The organism is Mucilaginibacter angelicae, assembly GCF_042434235.1.
GTDB lineage: Bacteria > Bacteroidota > Bacteroidia > Sphingobacteriales > Sphingobacteriaceae > Mucilaginibacter > Mucilaginibacter angelicae.
On record NZ_JBHLTS010000077.1, the window covers coordinates 178,384 to 199,215 of the forward strand.

11 protein-coding genes are annotated in these 20,832 nt (G+C 44.5%); 10 read left to right on the top strand and 1 reads right to left on the bottom strand.

What is annotated here, in order from left to right; translation table 11 throughout:
- Nucleotides 1-49: 49 nt before the first annotated feature.
- The 10 genes from ACFFGT_RS27990 to ACFFGT_RS28035 all read left to right on the top strand — a co-directional run bounded on the left by ACFFGT_RS27990 (nucleotide 50) and on the right by ACFFGT_RS28035 (nucleotide 18,809).
- On the top strand, nucleotides 50-1,078 hold the full coding sequence (locus tag ACFFGT_RS27990) for a LacI family DNA-binding transcriptional regulator (protein WP_377025815.1): 1,029 nt from the start codon (nucleotides 50-52) through the stop codon (nucleotides 1,076-1,078).
- Between the two features lie 191 nt (nucleotides 1,079-1,269).
- Complete coding sequence (locus ACFFGT_RS27995) at nucleotides 1,270-1,425, top strand: hypothetical protein (protein ID WP_377025816.1); 156 nt, start codon at nucleotides 1,270-1,272, stop codon at nucleotides 1,423-1,425.
- A 111-nt stretch (nucleotides 1,426-1,536) separates the two neighbouring features.
- Nucleotides 1,537-5,619: a two-component regulator propeller domain-containing protein gene (locus tag ACFFGT_RS28000; RefSeq protein ID WP_377025817.1), complete on the top strand. Its 4,083-nt coding sequence runs from the start codon at nucleotides 1,537-1,539 to the stop codon at nucleotides 5,617-5,619.
- Nucleotides 5,620-5,858: 239 nt separating this feature from the next.
- Nucleotides 5,859-6,440, top strand: a complete 582-nt coding sequence (locus tag ACFFGT_RS28005) for an RNA polymerase sigma factor (RefSeq protein WP_377025818.1) — start codon at nucleotides 5,859-5,861, stop codon at nucleotides 6,438-6,440.
- A 46-nt stretch (nucleotides 6,441-6,486) separates the two neighbouring features.
- Nucleotides 6,487-7,488: a family 43 glycosylhydrolase gene (locus ACFFGT_RS28010; RefSeq protein ID WP_377025819.1), complete on the top strand. Its 1,002-nt coding sequence runs from the start codon at nucleotides 6,487-6,489 to the stop codon at nucleotides 7,486-7,488.
- Nucleotides 7,489-7,721: 233 nt separating this feature from the next.
- Nucleotides 7,722-11,042 carry a SusC/RagA family TonB-linked outer membrane protein gene (locus tag ACFFGT_RS28015; protein WP_377025820.1) on the top strand — a complete coding sequence of 1,107 codons (3,321 nt, stop codon included), beginning with the start codon at nucleotides 7,722-7,724 and terminating at the stop codon, nucleotides 11,040-11,042.
- Nucleotides 11,043-11,054: 12 nt separating this feature from the next.
- Nucleotides 11,055-12,863, top strand: a complete 1,809-nt coding sequence (locus ACFFGT_RS28020; protein ID WP_377025821.1) for a RagB/SusD family nutrient uptake outer membrane protein — start codon at nucleotides 11,055-11,057, stop codon at nucleotides 12,861-12,863.
- Nucleotides 12,864-12,970: 107 nt separating this feature from the next.
- Nucleotides 12,971-13,327, top strand: coding sequence for a DUF1016 N-terminal domain-containing protein (locus ACFFGT_RS28025; protein ID WP_377025822.1), 357 nt, complete (start codon nucleotides 12,971-12,973; stop codon nucleotides 13,325-13,327).
- 308 nt (nucleotides 13,328-13,635) lie between these two features.
- Nucleotides 13,636-17,139 carry an ABC transporter permease gene (locus ACFFGT_RS28030; protein WP_377025823.1) on the top strand — a complete coding sequence of 1,168 codons (3,504 nt, stop codon included), beginning with the start codon at nucleotides 13,636-13,638 and terminating at the stop codon, nucleotides 17,137-17,139.
- A 158-nt stretch (nucleotides 17,140-17,297) separates the two neighbouring features.
- The gene (locus tag ACFFGT_RS28035) at nucleotides 17,298-18,809 is read left to right on the top strand and encodes an alpha/beta hydrolase-fold protein (protein WP_377025824.1); all 1,512 of its coding nucleotides are present in this window, start codon (nucleotides 17,298-17,300) and stop codon (nucleotides 18,807-18,809) included.
- Between the two features lie 850 nt (nucleotides 18,810-19,659).
- Here ACFFGT_RS28035 and ACFFGT_RS28040 read toward each other — a convergent pair.
- On the bottom strand, nucleotides 19,660-20,808 hold the full coding sequence (locus tag ACFFGT_RS28040; protein WP_377025825.1) for a carboxymuconolactone decarboxylase family protein: 1,149 nt from the start codon (nucleotides 20,806-20,808) through the stop codon (nucleotides 19,660-19,662).
- Between the last annotated feature and the right edge of the window lie 24 nt (nucleotides 20,809-20,832).

Sequence of the window (20,832 nt, forward strand, 5' to 3'; positions counted from 1 at the left end):
GGTGTTACCGGAAAACAATATCAATATCCATGCTTTCACATCAATTAAAATGAAAAAGAAACTGGCCATCAAAGATATCGCGGCAGCATTGAGTGTTTCCGAAGCCTCAGTTTCCATCGTTTTAAACGGGAAGGCCCGGCAGAACGGCATAAGTGTGAAACTCGAGGATAAAATCATGAGCTTTGTCAAAAAGGTAGGCTATCAGCCCAACCGGCTGGCAGTTGGCTTGCGGACCGGCAAAAGTAAAACCATCGGTATGATTGTTGAAGATATCAGCGATCCTTTTTTTTCGTCGATAGCACGTGTTGTTGAACAGCATATTTATCAATATGGTTACAGGCTTATTTATGGTAGTTCCGAAAACTCAACGGAAATTGCCAATGATTTGATGCAAACTTTCAAAAACTATCAGGTCGACGGCTATATTCTGGCACCCGCACCGGGCCTGGAAGATGGGGTAGAAGACTTGATCAAAGCAGGCGCTCCGGTTATACTTTTCGATCGCACGCTGCCCGATCTGCCCTGTTCAACAGTGGTTGTAGATAACTTCCGCGGCAGCGAATCGGCTACGATGCACCTGATCGAAAATAAATTTAGAAACATTGCTTTTGTTACGCTTTCGTCCCGTCAGGATCAGATGACTGAAAGGGTAAATGGTTACCTCGCGGCATTGAAAGCCCATGATTTACCCGCCGTGATAAAGGATATCGAATACAGGGAAGCGAAAGAAAAGACTGTTCAAAGCATCAAAAACCTGCTAAAAGGCAAGCACGACATTGATGCTTTGTTTTTTTCAACCAATTACCTGGCATTAAGTGGCCTGGAGGCTATAAAAGAAATGGATCTGGTTGTTGGGCAAGACATAGGCGTAGTGGTTTTTGACGATAATAACAATTTTGCACTGTTTACTCCGGCAATCACTGCCGTTGCCCAGCCTATCCGGGAGATTGGGCTGCAAGTGTCAAAAATATTACTGGACCAGTTGCAGGAAGATCACATGATCGGCTCGCAAAATATTTTACTGAAAACTAAGCTGGTTGTACGCGATTCATCAGCTCCGCTTCGCAGGCATAGTTAACCCGGAAAATATGATCACGATTTCAGCTATAAATCTTATCATAATATTAAAAAAATGAGTATCGATACTTTTGCCGGTTGTCTTTATAATAATGCTGCCCAGGCATATTACCTGCCTGTTATATGCTATTTTATTATATTTTTGTTTTGGGGCTAAATTTTATAGGGTGCAGAGTGCTATCGTTACCACCAATGAAAAAAAGATATAGAGAAGCTGATATCCCGGACCTTTTTAAGATAAAAAAACCGAAAATTGATGAACAGCAAATTAAAAATAGCTGGGAATCGATTTCAAAAAAGCTGGGCAAGCTGCCTGAAAGGGAAAACCGGACCAATAAAACCGCATAGCCAGGAGGTGTTTAGGCTGTTGATGATTTGAACAAAGATTTTCAAAAATTGAATAAGCTCACGACCAGGGAAAAGGCATGTTTTTTTTCAGGACTTTCAAAGTGCTATGCAGTGCTTTTAAAAGTAGCGCTGATCATCTTTTTTTGCTCAGGTGATCATGCAACAGCAGCATTACCCCCCAGGTGGCATATAGATCGTATCGGCCTGAAAGAGGGGCTATCCAATAGTGAAGTCAGGTGTATTTTTCAGGACCGCCGCGGTTTTCTTTGGTTTGGTACCTATGATGGCCTGAACCGCTATGACGGTTACGACTTCAAAGTTTATCGCAATCAGCCTGAAGATAGTTCTTCTATCATTCACAGCTATGTGAATTGTATCGCCCAGGATTCGCGTAATAATTTATGGGTAGGTACCAGGCAGGGCGTCAGTATACTTGACCCGGTAACCGACAAGTTCTCTGCCGTTTACGCGGTTACGCCCGGCGGCCGGAAAATTACTATTAACAGTTATATCCGGGATATCAAGGTTGACGGTAATGGCGATATGCTGGTAGCTTCGGAGGGGGATGGGTTAATAGTTTTTGATAAAGGCAGCCGTGTGGGCCATCCCGTATTACTTGATACTTATGCGCAGCTTAAATGGAACTATAGTGTCAATGCATTATTGGTGCTCCCCGGCAACAGGATTTATGTACTGATCAGTGAACTGGGCTTATGCGAATATGACGTTGCCGGAAAAAAGTTTCATGTGCTCAACAGTACGGTGCGTGGTGCTACCTGCATATATCCCGATAATGGTAATCTGTGGCTGGGCACTACAATAGGACTGTACCACTTCAATATTCGGTCTGCTACCTATGACCGTTTTTTAAATGAATCTAACGGAGGATTGAAATCAAACAGGATCACCAGTTTGCAGGCAATGCCAGATAGTAGTTTGTGGGTTGGAACCGATGGGGGAGGAATCCAGATACTGGACAAAAATCGCACTCAAATCTCTTATTTGTCGGAAGGATACAACGAACAGGGGCTTTCGAGCAATGCAGTGTATTCACTGCTGCTTGACAGGAATGGACGAAAATGGATAGGAACGCTCAGGGGAGGGATAAACATGATCGATGAGATTAAAGACAGGTTCCAAAATATCCGTCATGACCCGCTTAATGCCAACAGCCTGATCAGCAATTTTGTAAAATCGCTTTTTGAAGACCGGGAGGGAAAACTATGGATTGGCACGGATGGTGGTGGACTGAGCATCTGGGACCGGCGCTCCGGTCATTTTTCCAACTTTCGTCACGATCCCAAAAATCCGGGGACATTAGGTTCTGACTTTGTAACCAGCATGATCCAGGATGGTACAGGGAAAATATGGATTGCAACTTATGGTGGAGGCATCAATCTTTACCTGCCCCGGCAAAACCGGTTTAAAGTATATCATGGGCTGGATGCGCAGGGCAACGAAAGCCGGATAACCTTCTGGTGCTTATATGTGGATCATGAAGGGAATTTATGGGCGAGCGGGTTACAGGACGGTCTTTTTCTTTATGACCGCAAAGCAGATCAGTTTAAGCTATTTCATGCAAAATTGCCTAACATCCTGTCCATGTGCGAAGACAGGGCCGGCAATCTTTGGGCGGGTAACTTTGAAGGGCTTTATAAAATTAATATCAAACAGGGGAGTTCCCGGTTTTACTCCATCGGTAAACCGGTGCGGTCAATACATTCATCCGCCGGGGGTGACCTATGGCTCGGTACCGAAGCTGGTTTGATGTATTTCGGGACATTGGCTGGAAAAGTCACAAAACAGTTTACTACCATGGCCGGCTTAAGTAATAATAATGTACTGGCAATAGAAGAAGATCATGCAAAACAGCTTTGGCTCAGTACTTACAATGGTCTTTGCCGGTTTGATCCTAAGCAAACAACTTTCACTAATTTTTTTCAAAGCGACGGGCTTGCAAGCAAGGAGTTCAATTTCAATGCTTCGCTCAGGTTAAGGAACGGGCAGCTGGCATTTGGTGGCACAGGCGGGCTTACGCTATTTTTCCCCGATCGGCTTGTTCCGCTGCGGAATGCACCTGGCATTGCCTTTACAGATATCAGGATTGACGCGAAGCCACTGGATTTTTACCCTGGTTTTTTTAGTGCCAATGAACAGAATGAACTTGTTTCACTGAGGATACCCTATAAAAACGCGTCTTTGTTTTTTCGGTTCGCTGCTATAGAGTTTACGGCACAGGAAAGAATAAAGTATCGTTACATTCTTCAGGGATGGGATAGAAAGTGGGTGGATGCCGGCCATCAGCGGAATATATTCTATACCCGGCTGGCCCCGGGCAGCTACGTGCTGAAGGTTAATTGCACCAATCCTGAAGGCCAATGGACAAAAAACGAGCTGACACTGAACATTGTTGTTTTACCGCCCTGGTACGCCACCGTTTGGGCATTTATTGCTTATGCATTGATAGTGGTGGGAATAATCTATTGGTATATGCGGAATAAATTCCGGGAAACGAAGCTGAAATATGAGGTCAAACTGGCTAATGCAGATGCTGAATATCAACGTAACCTGCAGGAGAAGGAAAAAGAACTGAACGAGCGGCGCATCGAATTTTTTACGGGCGTTGCCCATGAGTTTCGCACCCCGCTTTCTCTTATCATCAACCCGGTTAAGGACCTGCTGGCCAAAAGTACCTCCGGCGAACGTCAGGACCTGAATATAGTTTTCCGTAATTCGAGACGTTTGCTGAGCCTCGTCGATCAGTTATTGCTGTTTCGTAAAGCTGATGCCGTGGCCGATGCGCTACACATTGCACCGATGGATATCGTGCTCGTTTGCCGCGAGGTATATCTTTGTTTCGTCCATCAGGCAAAGCTTTTGGGGATTAACCTGGAGCTGGATGCCCCGGCAGACCCGGTTATCATTTATTGTGATCGTGAAAAGATCGAGATTATACTTTTTAACCTGATCTCAAACGCGATCAAATATTCGGCCGGCGGCAAAGCTGTATCGGTTCAACTGGATAACGCCCCAAATGAAGTCATTATTAAAGTGATAGATAATGGCCCCGGAATACCAAAAGAAGCCGGCGCGCATATTTTTGAAAAGTTTTACCGCTCTGCAAAACAAGGGCAGAAGGCCGGGTTTGGCATTGGTTTGTACCTGGCACAACAATTTACGCGCAGGCATCACGGGCAACTTTATTTTGAGAGCGTTCCGGGTACGGGCACTACATTCAGCCTGGAGCTTTTGAAAGGTACTGATCATTTTCCCGGAATTGTAGTTTCAGATGAGGTTGACATTATCTCCCCGCTGCTGGATGAGCTAACAGAAGAAAACAGCAGGATGGAGGCCATAGCGGAAGCCGATGAAACCGATATTGAAACGAAAGGCATTATTAATGATAAAAAAACGATCCTGGTAGTTGATGACGATGCCGAATTGCGCCGTTATATCCGCTCGTTGCTTGTGGTTTCTTATATCGTGTATGAGGCTGAAAACGGTCAGATTGGTTTAGCAATGGCGCGGGATAAACAACCCGATATGATAATCTGTGATTTGATGATGCCGGAATTAAACGGTATCGAAGTATGCACAGCCATAAAAAGCGATCCGCAGCTCAGTTACATTCCGATGATCCTGCTGACAGCAAGTGCCTCTCCCGAGAGCAGGATCAAAGGGCTTGAAAGCGGGGCGGACGATTACATTCAGAAGCCGTTTGAAAAAGATGTTCTGATAGCCCGGATTGCAAACCTCCTGCAAAACCGTGATAATTTACAGCAGTATTTTTATAACACGATCACGCTTAAAAAAGCCAGCATAGCGATCTCAGATGAATACAGGCAGTTCCTGGAAAAATGCATTGATATTGTAGAAAGGAATATTACCGACGAAAACTTTTCTATCAAGGTATTGGCCGCGGAGATTGGGATGAGCCATTCAAATCTGTACCGGAAAGTTAAATCCTTGTCAGGCCACACCATTAACAGCTTTATCCGGTACATCCGCCTGCGCAAGGCTGCTGAGTTGTTGATCCAGTCTGATATGAACGTTAATGAAGTGGCCTTTGAAACCGGATTCAATAGCATAAAATACTTCCGGAGCCAGTTTTTTAAACTGTTTGGTGCCAACCCTTCAGACTTTTTAAAGCAGAAAAGACCTGTTTTTAAAAAGAGGTTTAATGTAAATAGCTGATAATTAAAGTATTGTATATGTTTTTGCATTCCTTAATCCATTTAGGTTTTTCATTAAATGTCGAATTTGTACCGCCAAAATGGCTAATTTGTATCCCATCGCGGTAGCAAAAACCCCCCATATTAGCTTTCATAAACCAATTATTAAGCCCGGAGCAAAAGCTACTTAATCGATTTTGGAAAACATTGTTGAGTTTGCTTACCTGACGTGGCCTATTAAAAAAAAGTCATAGAGCCAATATGAACAACGGTATCGAATTAACGAAATGGTGGGAGCAAACCCTCGTGGGAGATGTGAAATCTTTCAGTCGTATTCACGACACGCTTTATTCCCCTTTGTATTTCTATCTGTTTAAGATCGTTAAAGATGAAGATGCTGCCCAGGATATTTTACAGGACCTCTTTATTAAATTTTGGGAGCGTAAAGAAAGGTTTGGCCCGATAAATAATGTCAAATATTATTTTTTTAAGTCGGCACGGTCCCTCGCAATTAACTACCTGAAGGCATACCGGCCGGAGCTGCTCGACCTCCAAAATCACAAACAGGTTGACGTAGTTTTTTCTACAGAAGACCTGCTTGTCAGTATAGAAGCGGGCAGGGAAACCAAACAGATTCTTGCGATGGCTTTAAATACGCTGCCTAAGCGCCAAAAGGAAATGATATTCCTTCGGTATTTTGACGATTGGAATTATGACCAGATAGCCGAAGTAACCGGTCTGCAGTATCAGTCTGTGGTTAATCATGTGCATCGTGGCATCAATCAGCTCAGGATCAAACTGACAGAAAATAAAAGATGTACCCCAACGGAATTTGTCGCCTGATCATAATTTTTTAAAAATCGCCTTTATCCAAAATTTACCTAACCAAATGCCGAACGGAAATTACTTATTAAAATTCACTATTCTTTGCCTTGGGCTTATCACCAGCATGCGTGTTTCTGCACAAAAATTAACTAAAATATCACCCGGGGAAGTATGGCCGGACGATAAAGGTGAACATATACAGGCGCATGGTGGTGGCATAACCAGGGTAAAAGATACCTATTACTGGTACGGCGAAGAAAGAAGGCAGGGACTTGACAGCAACAAACGCTATGTAAGCTGCTATGCGTCAAATGATCTGATGAATTGGAAATTCAAAGGTGACGTTGTTCAGATGACAGATCCTGAGAACCTTGGCCGGCACTGGATCCTGGAAAGGCCTAAGGTGTTCTACAGTAAAAAATCCCGGCAATATGTAATGTACTTTCATCTTGACAACGCGGGATATAAATTTGCCCGGGTAGGGCTGGCGATCAGTGAAAAGCCCGACGGTAAATTCCGGTATCTCAAAAGTTTTCGCCCTTTAGGGCACGAAAGCCGCGATATCGGGCAGTTTACAGATGACGATGGTGCGCAATACCTCATTTTTGAAGATCGCCCGCTTGGCTTTCACATTGTAAAACTGACAGAAGATTGTCTCGGTATCGATCGTGAGATGTGTTTAATACCTGAACATATGGAAGGTGGGGCTATTGTCCATTACAAGGGATTGTATTATGCTATCGGGTCGGCGCTGACGGGTTGGAGACCCAATCCCAATCAATATGCCACAGCTAAATCTCTGGAGGGGCCATGGTCTGAATTTAAGGATATAGCACCCAAAGAAACTAATACCTACGGCTCACAGTCAACATTGCTGCTGAAGGTTACCGGCCGCAAGGATACCACGATAATGTTTTTGGGTGATATCTGGAAACCCAAAACGCAATGGGACTCACGCTACCTTTGGATGCCGGTTGAAATTGGCGATGGTAAGCTTTGGTTACCTCAGCCGGAGCCTTTTAAAATCGATGTTAAAAGCGGTACAGCAGTAAAGGCTCCTCAATGAATTTTTACCTGATCCATTCAAGATCACGCATGGAGGAATACAGCGTTGCTTCCCTTTGGCTTCATCATGAATTTTGTTCCGAATTGAAATTAATGGAGAAAAAATGAAGGAGAATTGAGTATCCCGAAATGCTTTTCGTGTCCATATAGCAATGACCGCATGATGTGCTCCACCACGCAGGCTTGATTAAACCGTTTTAGAAACCAATTACTTAATTATTAACAAATGAAATTATGAGTATTTCTACTTTACTTTTTAAGGGAAGGCCTGGCCTGCTGACCCTGTTTTCCTGGTGCTTATTCTCTGTGATGGTCTATGCGCAGAACAGCAAGATCAGCGGGAAAATTCTCGACGCCAAAACTAAGGAAACGATAGTAGGCGCTACCATCAAAATTAAGGGAACGTCGGCAGGAACAGTTTCCGATGTCAACGGACACTTTGAGATCAATGCTTCGTCCGGCTCAATACTGCAAATCAGCTATATCGGCTATTTGACAAAAGAGATACCGGCTGATGCCGGCACGCCGATGGTGATCTCTTTAACAGCGAACAGCAGTGATCTGAGTGAAGTTGTAGTGGTTGCCTACGGCACACAAAAAAAACCGTCGGTTGTTGGCGCCATCGCCACTGTAAGCTCAAAGGTATTTGAAGATCGCGGGCCTACAAATAATCCAATCGCCAATTTACAGGGCCAGGTTCCCGGTATGGTAGTAACCAGAACCTCAGCTCAGCCAGGACGCGAAAACTGGAATTTTCAGATCCGTGGAGCAACTTCAGTTAACGGACAGGACCCGTTGATCATATTAGATGGCGTTGCCCTTAACAATAACAATGAACTGAATTCTATCAATCCTAATGATATCGATAATATTTCGGTTTTAAAGGATGGTGCCGCTTCAATATATGGCGCCCGTGCTGCCTATGGGGTTGTATTGATCTCCACAAAAAAAGGTAAAGCAGGTAAAATGCAGATTCAATATGATCCTTCTGTATCTGAAAAATTGTTAGGCCTTCAACCCAAAATGGCAAATATTGATCAGTGGGCTAATGGACTGCTCCAGGCTAAAACCAATGATAATTATGGGGTAGCTCCCGCAACCGACCTCTGGTACCAGATGGCTAATTTTGCGTTGGCCAACAAAGGTAAAGTAATTCTTGCCTCACAAATTCCGGGCAATACAACCGGAGGTATTACGGCAAATTCATTTTACAATGGTTTACCCGTACCTGCATTTCTTGATGTCAAGGAATTAGATTTCATCGATGTGTCATTACAGCAGTATTTATGGGGGCGTGCAACCTCAACGCAACATAATCTTGCTATATCGGGCGGAACAGAAAAAAATACATACCGCGTTTCGTTGGGTTATTTAAATGACGGCAGCCAGCTTCAGATCGGCAATAATGGTAATCAGCGTTATAACCTCAGGCTGAATAATAGCTATAAATTCAGCGATAGGGTACAATTGGAAACCAATATATCATTGGAACAAAACAACATTCAGCAACCTACCCTGTACACAACAGGAAGTTACAGCGCCCTCGGTAATGGATTTCAAGTCGGATTGCCTATGTACACACAGTCGGGGAAACCGTATCAATGGGGCGGGGTGGCAAGCCCGGCCGGTTTGCTGAGAGATGGCGGCGACAACCTGGAAAATAACAGCCGGGCGCTATTGAATACAACGCTTACTTATAATTTCATGAAACACCTCACATTTACCGGAACAGCCGGCTATAATGTTTGGTGGCAGGACGACCGCGTGCAAACCAAAACTGTCCGACTTTATTCATATGATGACAAATACCTGACTGGTACTACCGCCCCATCAGGCGGTTCGACAGGAGGAAGTGAAAACTATTTCCGCCAGAATATCAATGATAAATATTACAACCTGATAGGACGCATCGCTTATAACAATACTTTTAACAGTGTACACGATGTGTCTTTAATGATAGGCAGTTCATACGAAAGAGATGAGTATGATATGTTTAATACCCGTACCTACAATTTGGGAAGCGATGATGTACCTTCTTTAAACCTCGGGCTGAGCAGTACATTGGCCGGCTTTGTAACCAATGATGAAGCGCGCAACCATTACGCCCTGGGGTCGTATTTTGCAAGGGCGACCTATGCCTTTAAAGGTAAGTACCTTTTTGAAGGGACAGGCCGTTATGACGGATCGTCAAAATTCATTGCAGCTAAACGCTGGAAGCCCTTTTACAGCCTCATGGGGGGCTGGCGTTTAGGCGAAGAAAGTTTTATCAAAAACACCAATATTTTTAGCGAGTTGAAGCTGCGTGCTTCTTACGCAACATCGGGCAGCCAGGGTGGTATTGGCCTTTATGACTACCTGCAGTCGCTGAATGTAGGCAACAGCAACACCCTTTTGGGAACTTCACTTGCAACTGCAACCACAACAACCGGAAATCTTGTTTCGCTTGATCGTACCTGGGAAACGGTGATCAAACGAAACCTGGGTATTGACTTTGGTGTGTTGAATGGTCGCTTAAACGGTACTTTTGAGGTATTCCGTAACCGCAATAAAAATATGCTGGTAAGCGTTACCTATCCCGGCACTTTAGGGATTGGTGCGCCCCAGTCAAACAACGGGGATTTGCAAACCTGGGGATGGGAGGGACAGCTAACCTGGAAGGACCGCGTTGGACAGGTAACTTATACCATTTCCGGAAATATTACAGATAGCCAGAACAAATTAGTGTATTTTAATGGCGTTCCGGCACTTGGCCCTGGTTATAACGCCACTGTACAAGGCTATCCGCTTGGCTCTTATTTTGGCCTTAAATACGGCGGCCGTTTCCAGACACAAGCACAGGTTGACAACTATAACGCCACGTACTATGCTCCGGGAGGAGTAATCAATACCATAGGTATCCCTGCTGCCACACCGCTTACTAATTTGCCGGGCCAAAACTCAGGCTTACGGCCGGGGGATAATTACTTTGTTGATGTTAATGGCGACGGCAAACTTACTACCGGTACATCAGCAAAAGATATGGGCGACCTTATCTATTTAGGCAGCGATGTACCCCGCTATACCTTTGGTTTAACTTTAGGCCTGCAATGGAAAGGTTTTGACTTTACAAGCATTTTTCAGGGAGTAGGGAAAAGAACAATATTCAGGGCCAATGGCAGTGCAAACAATTGGAGGACCCCTTTTACCGCGCTTGGACAAGCACAAACCACACAATGGGTAAACAATACCTGGACGCCTGAAAATACCAACGCATTTTACCCCAATCTTCACACAAATGGCATTAACGGCTACAATTACCAGATCTCCAGCTGGTCGGTAGAAAACGGTGCTTATGTGCGTTTAAAAAACCTTGTTATCGGTTATACTTTGCCGCAGGAATTACTGGCGCGCATCAAAGCCATCAGCCGTTTAAGAATTTATGTTTCGGGAAGTGACCTGTGGGAAATCAGTGGAATTCATGATGGCTGGGACCCTGAAATTACCAGGACTACGGCAGGGAACGAACGTTATCCATTTTACAGGTATGTAACCATAGGCGCAAACATTACATTTTAACTGAAAATAATTATGAAAAATATATACCGAAGGATCATCAGTATCCTGTCAATCATAGCCATTGTCTCCATATCTGCGTGCAATAAGGGCCTTAACCTTTATCCGCAAGATCAGCTCTCGGAGGCCGCATATTTTAAATCGGCCGGCGATTTTAAAACCTTTGCCAATCAATATTACGGCTATCTCCGTAATTTCAACAACTCGTTTGCTGATAACCCGCATTATGACGGGCGCGCCGACGTATTTGGAGGCGGAGGCACTTATGGCGCCGGTATCAACACTGTTCCGGCAAGTGATGCTTACTGGACTAATAACTATTCCAGGATCAGGAATTGCAACTATCTGCTTGAAAAGGCAGTCGGGTTCACTGACCAGGCCGGCATTAGTCAATTTGTGGCAGAGGCTAAATTTTTCAGGGCCTACAGTTATTTTGAACTGCTGCAGCTTTATGGCGGCGTTCCTCTGATCACCAAAACCCTGAACCTGGATTCGCCCGAACTTTATGGTGCCAGGGCCACACGTGATCAGATAGTTGATCTGATCATAGCCGATCTGGAAGCAGCCATTCCTAATCTGCCTGCATCCATTTTAGCCAATTCGGCAGATTTTGGCCGGGTAAGCAAGCCAGCTGCACAGGCGTTTTTAGGCCGGGTAGCACTTTATGAAGGTACATGGTTAAAATTCAGAAACGGCGATGCTGCCCGCTATAATATGCTGCTTGATAAATCGGCCACGGCTTCAAACGCCGTAATAACCAGTAATCTATTTGCACTTTTCGGCACACCGGCGTCAAATGCCCTGGGGGGTAACAGTACCATATTGGGCGATTCGGCGCAGAAGTATCTTTTTATCCTGGAAAATCCCAAATCAAATCCTGCATCAGTTACCAAGACTGCTAATCATGAATATATCTTATCCTATCGTTATGATGATGTGAGCAAAACAATAGGAACAAATATCAGCAGACAGGGAACGCAAATAGGGCCGCAGCATAAATACGTTAATGCATTTTTATGCCAGGACGGCCTGCCCATCGAAAAGTCACCGTTGTTTCAGGGTTTTGAAACTTATGGCTCGGAATTTTTAAACCGCGACAACCGCTTAAAGTATACCATCAAAATAAACAATATGTACTATTGGTATGGTAATGCCAACTATCGTGTTACCTGGCTAAATGACGCTGCCGATATTGCTTTATCCACAGGGAAAGTTATTCAGATCTCCGGTTATGGAAATCAAAAATGGGTAACTGAGCGTAACTGCCCGGATACCAAAGAATCAGAAGATTACCCTGTGATCCGCTATGCCGAAGTATTGCTGAACTATGCGGAGGCTGTTTATGAGCGTGATGGGGCCATAACAGATGCTGATCTCAACAAATCGCTCAACCTGGTACGCCTGCGGGCCAATAAGGATATGCCGCCGTTAACGAACGGATTTGCCGGTGCAAACGGGTTAGATCTTCGCACGGAGATCCGACGGGAACGTTTTATTGAACTTTATTATGAAAACTTCAGGTTTGATGATATCAAGCGCTGGCATAGCGCAGCAACCGATCTGGTTACTAACACCGGAGGCACTGCTTATGGAAACATCAGTGCTTTTGTTAGCCCATGGCCGGTTGGTATCAAATTTAAAGGCACCCAGGCCGACATCGGGCCAAACCCTTTAAAACCTGCTCCTACCAACGCGTTAGATGCCAATGGTCAGTTGATCCTTGACAACACAGCCCGTAATTTTTCTGAGAAAAACTATTTATATCCTATCCCCGCACAACAGATTACGCTTAACCCACAGCTAACCCAAAATCCGGGTTGGTAAAAAATGCGGGGGCTTTGCCCCCGCATTTTTTCTTAATTTAAAGGCTTTAATTCAAAACGCGCAAGGCTAACGAGATCTGCATCAAAACTAATCGGCTGAATGAGGTATTGTACTCTCGGATAATTCGATTTGTTACCCTCGCGGAAAAGCAGGGGAAACCCGTTGACCGACCGGTAAAGACCGGGGCAGATTATGGTAATTATCTTACTAAATTTATTACAGATCAGTTAAAGCCGGAATACGGCAACGGGTTTTCGAAAAGGCAGATAGAATTATTTCGTCAGTTTTATCGCACATTTCCAATTGCAAATACAGTGTATTCGCAATTGAGCTGGAGCCAATATAAAGTCATAATCCGGCTTCACACAGCGCTCAGTTGTGATTTGCTTTCATTCTTTGAACAACTGATATTTGGAATCATATGGCTTCGTTTCGGTCACCCACTTGTCGCCACCTTTGTTTAAGCAATGATTGAGCTGGGCAACTGTCCCGGAATGTCCACTCAATGCATATTTTTAAAGCAATTCAAAACCGTACGATCCCATGTCCGCTATCGTTACATGAATACGCACAAGCAAAATGCAATTTGCTTTATATTAGCAAGTTAACGGTTTGGAACGGGGATTGAAGTAAAAAAAACCTGAATGCATATATCTTCCATATCACCCCTTATGACCTGGCCTTCCTGGGAGTGATATTTATCGGGCTCTCTTTTGCGCTGCAGTTGGGGTTCGCCAAAAGGATCAACCGGGCTGCAAACCGCTTTTTGAGTTTGGCCCTGATTACGATCGTACTGTGGCTGCTTTGGGTACTGGGCAGAGACATCGGCCTTGAAGCCTATTTTTCTCATTGGAGCTGGCTGCCGCTGCAATTTTCGCTGACATTTGGCCCCATGATCTTTTTTTATGTGCTTAAAATAACACAGCCAAAATACCAATTCCGATGGAAGGATATGCTGCATTTTAGCCCCTTGTTACTGGAACAAGGGATCCTGGTATTGGAGATTAAGGAGAGCATAAGGACAGGCGCCGCTACTTATGATACGCCGACCTTTCAGCAACTAAACCCGGTATTGCAATTGCTGGCGTTTATTTCGGTCAGCACCTACCTGTACGCATCTCATAGACTGATAGAACGTTTTTACCAAGGCCTGAAATTTAGCGGGGGGGATCGGTACCGGTACGAACTGCGGTGGCTGCAGCGCTTACTGACAGGTTTTGGCTTGTTGTGGCTATTATGGATACCCTATACTGCCGCGGATTATTTTTATTACCATAGTCAGCTAAGTATACACGCTTATTATCCTTTGTATTTCCTTTTAGCGGTAATCTTCACCCGGGTGGCAATTGTGGCATACTTAAGGCCGGAAGTTGGCGTACCGGTCGGAGAGCTTTCGTTTCAAAAAACAATGCTCCCGGTGGAGTTGAAGCAAAAAGGTACCTGGCTGAAAAAGGCCGTGAAAGCCGGCCTGTATTATCAGGACCCGGAACTCAATTTAAGCTCGCTGGCTGAAAAGCTTGGCCTGACTACCCATGAGCTGTCCCGGATCATCAATACGGCGCTCAAAAAAAGCTTTAATGATTTTATCAATGAATTTCGCGTTGCAGAGGTAGTCCACAAAATGCAGGATCCTGCTTATGATCATATCACACTGCTGGGCATTGCATTTGAATCGGGATTCAATTCCAAATCCACTTTTAACCGCGCTTTCCGGCAAATGACCGGGAAGAGCCCGGCGGAGTATAAACAAGGGCTGAAAAAAGAACGCCCATTTTATAACTTGAGGCGCGATCCCCATTTTACGGCGGTAAATTCGTCTCACGAAGCGATCCAAATATGGTCTTCTGAGAAATTAAACCGCAATTTCATGATCAAAAATTATTTAAAACTCACCTGGCGACACCTGTCCAGGAACAAGGTGTATGCTGCGATCAACATCGTCGGGCTTGGCACCGGCATGGCTGCATGCATCGTGATCCTGCTGTTTGTATTGTACGAAAAGAGTTTCGATAGCATGCACCACCGTGACATCTACCGGCTTAATGACGTGGAGACATTTACCAGCACGGCAACTTCTCAAAAGACAGCAATAACCATGTTCCCGATGGGGCCGACGCTTAAAGATGAATTCCCCGAAATCCTGAACTACAGCCGCGTGGATGGTAAAAGCCAATACGAGATGACTTATAGAGAGAAAAGAGTGTTCTTTCCGCAGGCCTTCTTTGTGGATACCTCCTTTCTTCAGATGTTCGATTTTCCGCTGTTGGAAGGAGACCGGAAAACTGCCCTGCAAAAACCCAATAGCATTGTGCTAACGGAATCGGCGGCTCGGAAATTATTCGGCGCTGTGGATCCCATAGGTAAGACAGTTCAGCATTTTGGGGAGGACACCCTTGTTTATACAGTTACGGGCATATTGAAAGACGTGCCTCCCAACTCCCAATTCCAATTCGACGCCCTGCAATCTTTTAATACCATCTACAAACCGAAGTGGATGGACAGATGGAGTGAACATTGGGTAAACACCTACGTGGAGCTTGCACCTCATACTGATGTGGCTGCACTGGAAAAAAAATTTCCCTCCTACCTGAAAAAACATCACCTGTCGGGCAAGGATATTCAATACGGGATGTTCCTGCTACCGTTAAGGGACGTTCATGCAGGCGCCGTCGATATCATCTATGACGATATCAATTTCCAGAAATTTGATAAGCGTTATACTAATATTTTCATGGCCATCGGGCTGCTCGTTTTACTCATCGCCTGCATTAATTTCATGAACCTGTCCACCGCGCAGTCGGCAGAACGGGCCAAAGAGGTGGGCATCCGTAAAACGATTGGCGCCTTACGCTCTCAATTGGGTCTCCAGTTCCTTGGCGAGGCGATCCTGTTATCCCTGATCTCGCTGGTTATTGCCCTCGGATTGGTGAGCCTGGCGCTGCCCTATATCAATAGACTAAGCGGGCGCGATCTGAGCTCGATTTTCTTCGTACACTCCGGACTGCTGCTGGCTTTGTTCCTGGGAACGATCCTGCTTGGTGTGTTATCGGGTTTATATCCGGCCATTTACCTATCTTCCTTTCAGCCGGTAAAGGTGTTAAAAGGTGCAGGTGAGTTAGGCAGAAAAAAAAGCACTTTTAGGAATGTCCTGGTGGTAGGACAGTTTACCAGCGCCATCTTTCTGACGGTAGCTACCATTCTCGTGTTTCGTCAGTTAAATTATATGGAAAAGCGTGATCCGGGCTTTGATCGCGACCAGGTTGTCACGATACGGCTACACGGAATCACCTCCGGTAAATATGCTTTGTTGAAGGAAGAATTATCAGCCGGTTTGCTCGTGGTGGGTGTGACCGGGGCGCAGGACCAGTTAGGGAGTGATGTGGGACAGCTCGGCTTCGGATTCTGGCCTGGCAACGGACCTATGCGGGTGGTGTTCACCCCTGGGCTGTTCGTGGATCATGATTATCTGAGCCTTTATAAGATACACCTGGTAGCGGGCAGGAACTTCTCTAACGAAAAGTCCGCGCTCGCGAAAGAATTCATCATCAACGAGACCCTGAGCAGGGAACTGCTCAAAGATCGGCCAGGAATGCCGTTGTCTTCGCTGATCGGAAAACATTTCGGGGGGGATACTTTGTCGAGCATTGTAGGTATTTCCAGAGACTTCAATTTCAATTCCCTCCACCATAAGATCGAACCCATGTTCCTGGGCGATCTAAACCAACCAGCAGGCGGGGGATTCAGTACAATGTCGGTAAAAATAAACGGTCAGCAGGCCAGCCCGGCCCTCGCGTTTATCGAATCTACCTGGAAAAAGGTTCTTCCGGAATATCCTTTTGAATACCAGTTCCTGGACGATCATTTTAAGGAAATATACAGGACCGATACCCAGGTCTCCCAAATGGTGGCGATTATGACCGGCCTGGCGATCTTCATCTCCTGTTTAGGGCTTTACGGGTTGGCTTCTTTTGCCACGGAGAAGCGGGCCAAGGAGATCGGCATTCGTAAGGTCATGGGAGCCTCTGTAAAAGATGTCGTCTTCCTGCTGTCAAAACATTTTATGGGGCTGGTGCTGATCGGGAATTTGATCGCCTGGCCGCTGGCCTGGCTGGCACTCCATCGATGGATACAAGGCTACGCTTACCGGGTTGCTTTCAACTGGTGGGTGTTCGTGCTGGCCGGCATGGCTGCGCTGCTGATAGCGCTGGGGACGGTGAGCTTCCTGACGATAAGGGCGGCAACGAGCAACCCTGTAAAGAGCCTGAGAGCAGAATAGTTTTAAGCCAAATAATAAATCGTAAGGTAAATAAGAAGTGCCATTTGAGATTTATAAAAGTAAAAGACCGCTAATAAAAACACATAATGTTCAAAAAATATTTGATAATTTCAAGACTTTATCTGATTGAGAATAAGGTAACACCGGCCCTTTTTTTAATGTTGTTCATAACGATTGTCAGTCTGAATGATCCGGCTAAGGCACAAGGTACAGACGTCAATATCCGCGAGTACGGTCTGCCGGACTCTCTCCATTCGTCCATACTCGACCAGGAGCGTCAGTTTAAGGTGATTCTACCACCAGGCTATAAGCCCGGAAGTGCCGAAAAATATGATGTAATGTATGTATTGGATGGAAGTGATTGGAACACAGGAACGATTGCACAGATTCAGCATTTTGTCGAGGATCAGGGCTTTATGCCGCCAACCATTATTGTGAGCATCATTGAACCCGACCGGAACGCCGACCTCGCACCTACGCATTTGGACACCTGGAAAAATTCAGGCGGAGCCGATAAGTTCCTCGGGTTCCTCAAGAATGAATTGATCCCATATATTAATAAGCAGTATCCCTCCAACGGGGACAACACCCTTTGGGGGCATTCTTTGAGTGGTATGTTTGTACTTTACGCACTGGTCACTGAGCCCACTCTATTCAAATCTTTTATCGCGATCGACCCGAGCGCCTGGTGGGATAATAATTATGTGTTAAAAATGGCTGCAGCTAAACTGTCAACGCTACCATTTCAAAATACAACGCTCTTTATCGCAGGCCGGGAAACTACTTTGAGCAGTATGAAAATAGATACGCTGGAGACTATCCTGAAAAATAACGCGCCTGCAAGTCTGAAATGGAAGCTCGATGTTTATTCAGGTGAAACGCACGGCTCCGTAAAATTCAAAGGCACCTATGACGGCTTAAAGTTTCTCTATGATGGGTATATCAAGATTATGTATTTTGACCCTATGCACGGCATTGTTTTAAAAGATAAACCCTTTAAGCTTTTCTATCATGAGGATACGGCACACCTACACTATACCATTGACGGAAGCGTCCCCACAATAAACTCCGCAAAAGTTCAGGCTGAGATCACGGTTAACGGCCCGGTTAAGGTAACCTATAAGGCTTTAACTAACCGAAGCAAGTATAATAGAACTGCAACAGGCCTTTTTACTGACGAGGTAATGCCGAAGCCACTTCCAATAGCCCCTAAAAATTGGCAAAGTGGCGGATTTAACTATGCTTATTATGAAGGCACATGGGATAAATGGCCGGATCTTACAAAACTGAAATCTACAAAAACGGGCATAACCGATAATGATTTTGATATTGATAAGCTACCGCGGAAAAATCATTACGCGCTGGTGATCGATGGCTTACTCGAATCGAGGGAAGTTGGATATTACATTTTTACACTGGGCAGCGGCGAGAAAGGCACTAAGCTTTACATTGATAATAAGTTAGTCATTGCCTTTACCGGCGATGGTGACGACTTCGGCCAGACATGTATTGTGCCTCTATCCAAAGGATTTTACCCGTTCCGGATAGAATACCTTCATCAAAAGGAAGACGGAAATAATTTGGACTGGCAACAAATTTTGACACCAAGCATCATGGAAAGCCAGAACACCATACTCATTCCGGTTAACTTGGAATATAACAAAAAGTAAGAATAGGCAGTCGCGAGAGATGACATTTCAACAGTTGACTTTGCAATCCTTGTTTTTTTAACGGCTGCCTGGATAGATCGCAGCGCAGCAGTGAGCATCAGCTCAATAAGTTTCCTTTTGGAGCTCAGTCAATCTCAGGCAATTTTTCAAATCTCCAATAAATTGGTTCCTGAGGCTGGTCTCTATGAAGAATGCAATGCAAATTAACAAGTATAAATGGAGAAGAACTTTTAAGTAAGAAGAAATTTCACACTATGTAAATATTGCTGAACAAGGTAATAGCTTGCTTTTTGAATTATGATTGCATTTATAAAAGTTAAAAAAAGTCGAACCTATAACTTTCTGGTTTAAAGGGAATTATTTTAGTCTTGAACTTGCGTGGGTAAATCGGAGTAGGATATAGCGCTTAATGGCTTGATTGTCAGTTTTTATACTTATAGTATTCAAGTCGATATCAACTATAAGAAAATGAAAAAGCCTCTAAAATGCTGATTCTCAATAGAGAAGTTTGACTTTAGAGGCTTTCGCTTGTTTGGTAGAAGGAACCGGCCAAAAATCTAACCTCTATGAGGATATGCAAGCTATTATTGATGCAAAAAAGTCTCTCGTTTAAGTCTTGTGAAGCGATAAGCAGTACAATGTTGCATACGGAGAGGGAGGGATTATAGCAGCTTTGATTATAAGTGTTTTATGTTAACGTCGTGTCGGGCACTCTACGAATCACGCAGTGAGGCGAATAACTCTAATTGTTGTTTCAAATATACTAAACTGCAGCTGTTAATCACGGCATTATTATCAGATTTAGAAATGGTTCGAGCCCATTTAGGGGAGCAAATCAGCTTTTATTCTTTCACTTTAGTACATATTCTTCATCTGTAACGCTCCCTAACCATTCTACCCGGCCCTTGCCGTTATCAAATCCGAGCGTGATATGCGACATAGAGCTATCTGGTGTTGAACCATGCCAATGAGCAATATTAGGAGGACAATTTATGACATCACCTTTTCGGATCAAGCGAACGGCCTGGCCCTTTTCCTGGTAATAACCTATTCCGTCTGTAACAAGCAATATTTGACCTGATGGGTGTCTGTGCCATTTAGTACGCGATTTTGGAGCGAAGGTAACATTGCCAACTGAAGTGTTGGTAATGGTCATATTTATGGTGGCCAAACTATTGACCCATACATCACCGCTAAAGTTACCTCCTGATACTTTATCGCCCTTAGGAAAGGTGGGGGCAATTGAAAGCGTTTGGTCGGCAGTGAGATCTGTGGGACTATTGACTCGACTAAACATGATATCTATAATTTTTGTAGCAGAATTGCCCGCTTCATTACCAACGCTTGCCGACAATTTATTAGCTATTTCCCTCAATTGTAACTCCGTAAGGCCTGTATTTCTGCCTACACTCAGATGACTGCGAAGCTGATTTTCGGCATTGCCTATGCTGGCCAGAATTGAAATAGTGGCTATTTCCCGACTTTGAAAATCAAGGTTATCTCTTCCGAAGATATCGGCAAATAGGTGTTCCTTTAAAAATGTATCAATCACGGGAACAAAATCCTGGGTAGAATTCGCTGATCTTCCAGTTAGTTTTGCCTGAACATCTTTACCAAACTGATATTTATTGCTACTAAATTTGACCTTTCCTGGTTTTCTGCCTTCAATAGATGCTACGTTTTTATTTTTTCTGGTATTTATAACTGTTTGAAAAGTAGTGATAGCATTCAAACTTCTCGGAAAACCAGCATAAGCATATAACTGGACTAAGATTTCTTTGATTTCGTTTACCGTCAATCCTGCTTCCAAGCCCTGGTCTAAAGCATTTTTTAAATTGTCCTGATCTCCCTTAGCCGCAAATGCTGCGATAGGTACGATAGCTATTTGCCGGGCAGATAGCGATAACTCGCCTGTATTCTTTTGTTGGCCGTAAACTGATAAACTCATGGCTAATGAAATGCAGAGATATACAGCTAATTTTTGAAGGTTTTTCATCATTTAAGAACTTTTATTCTTTTAAAA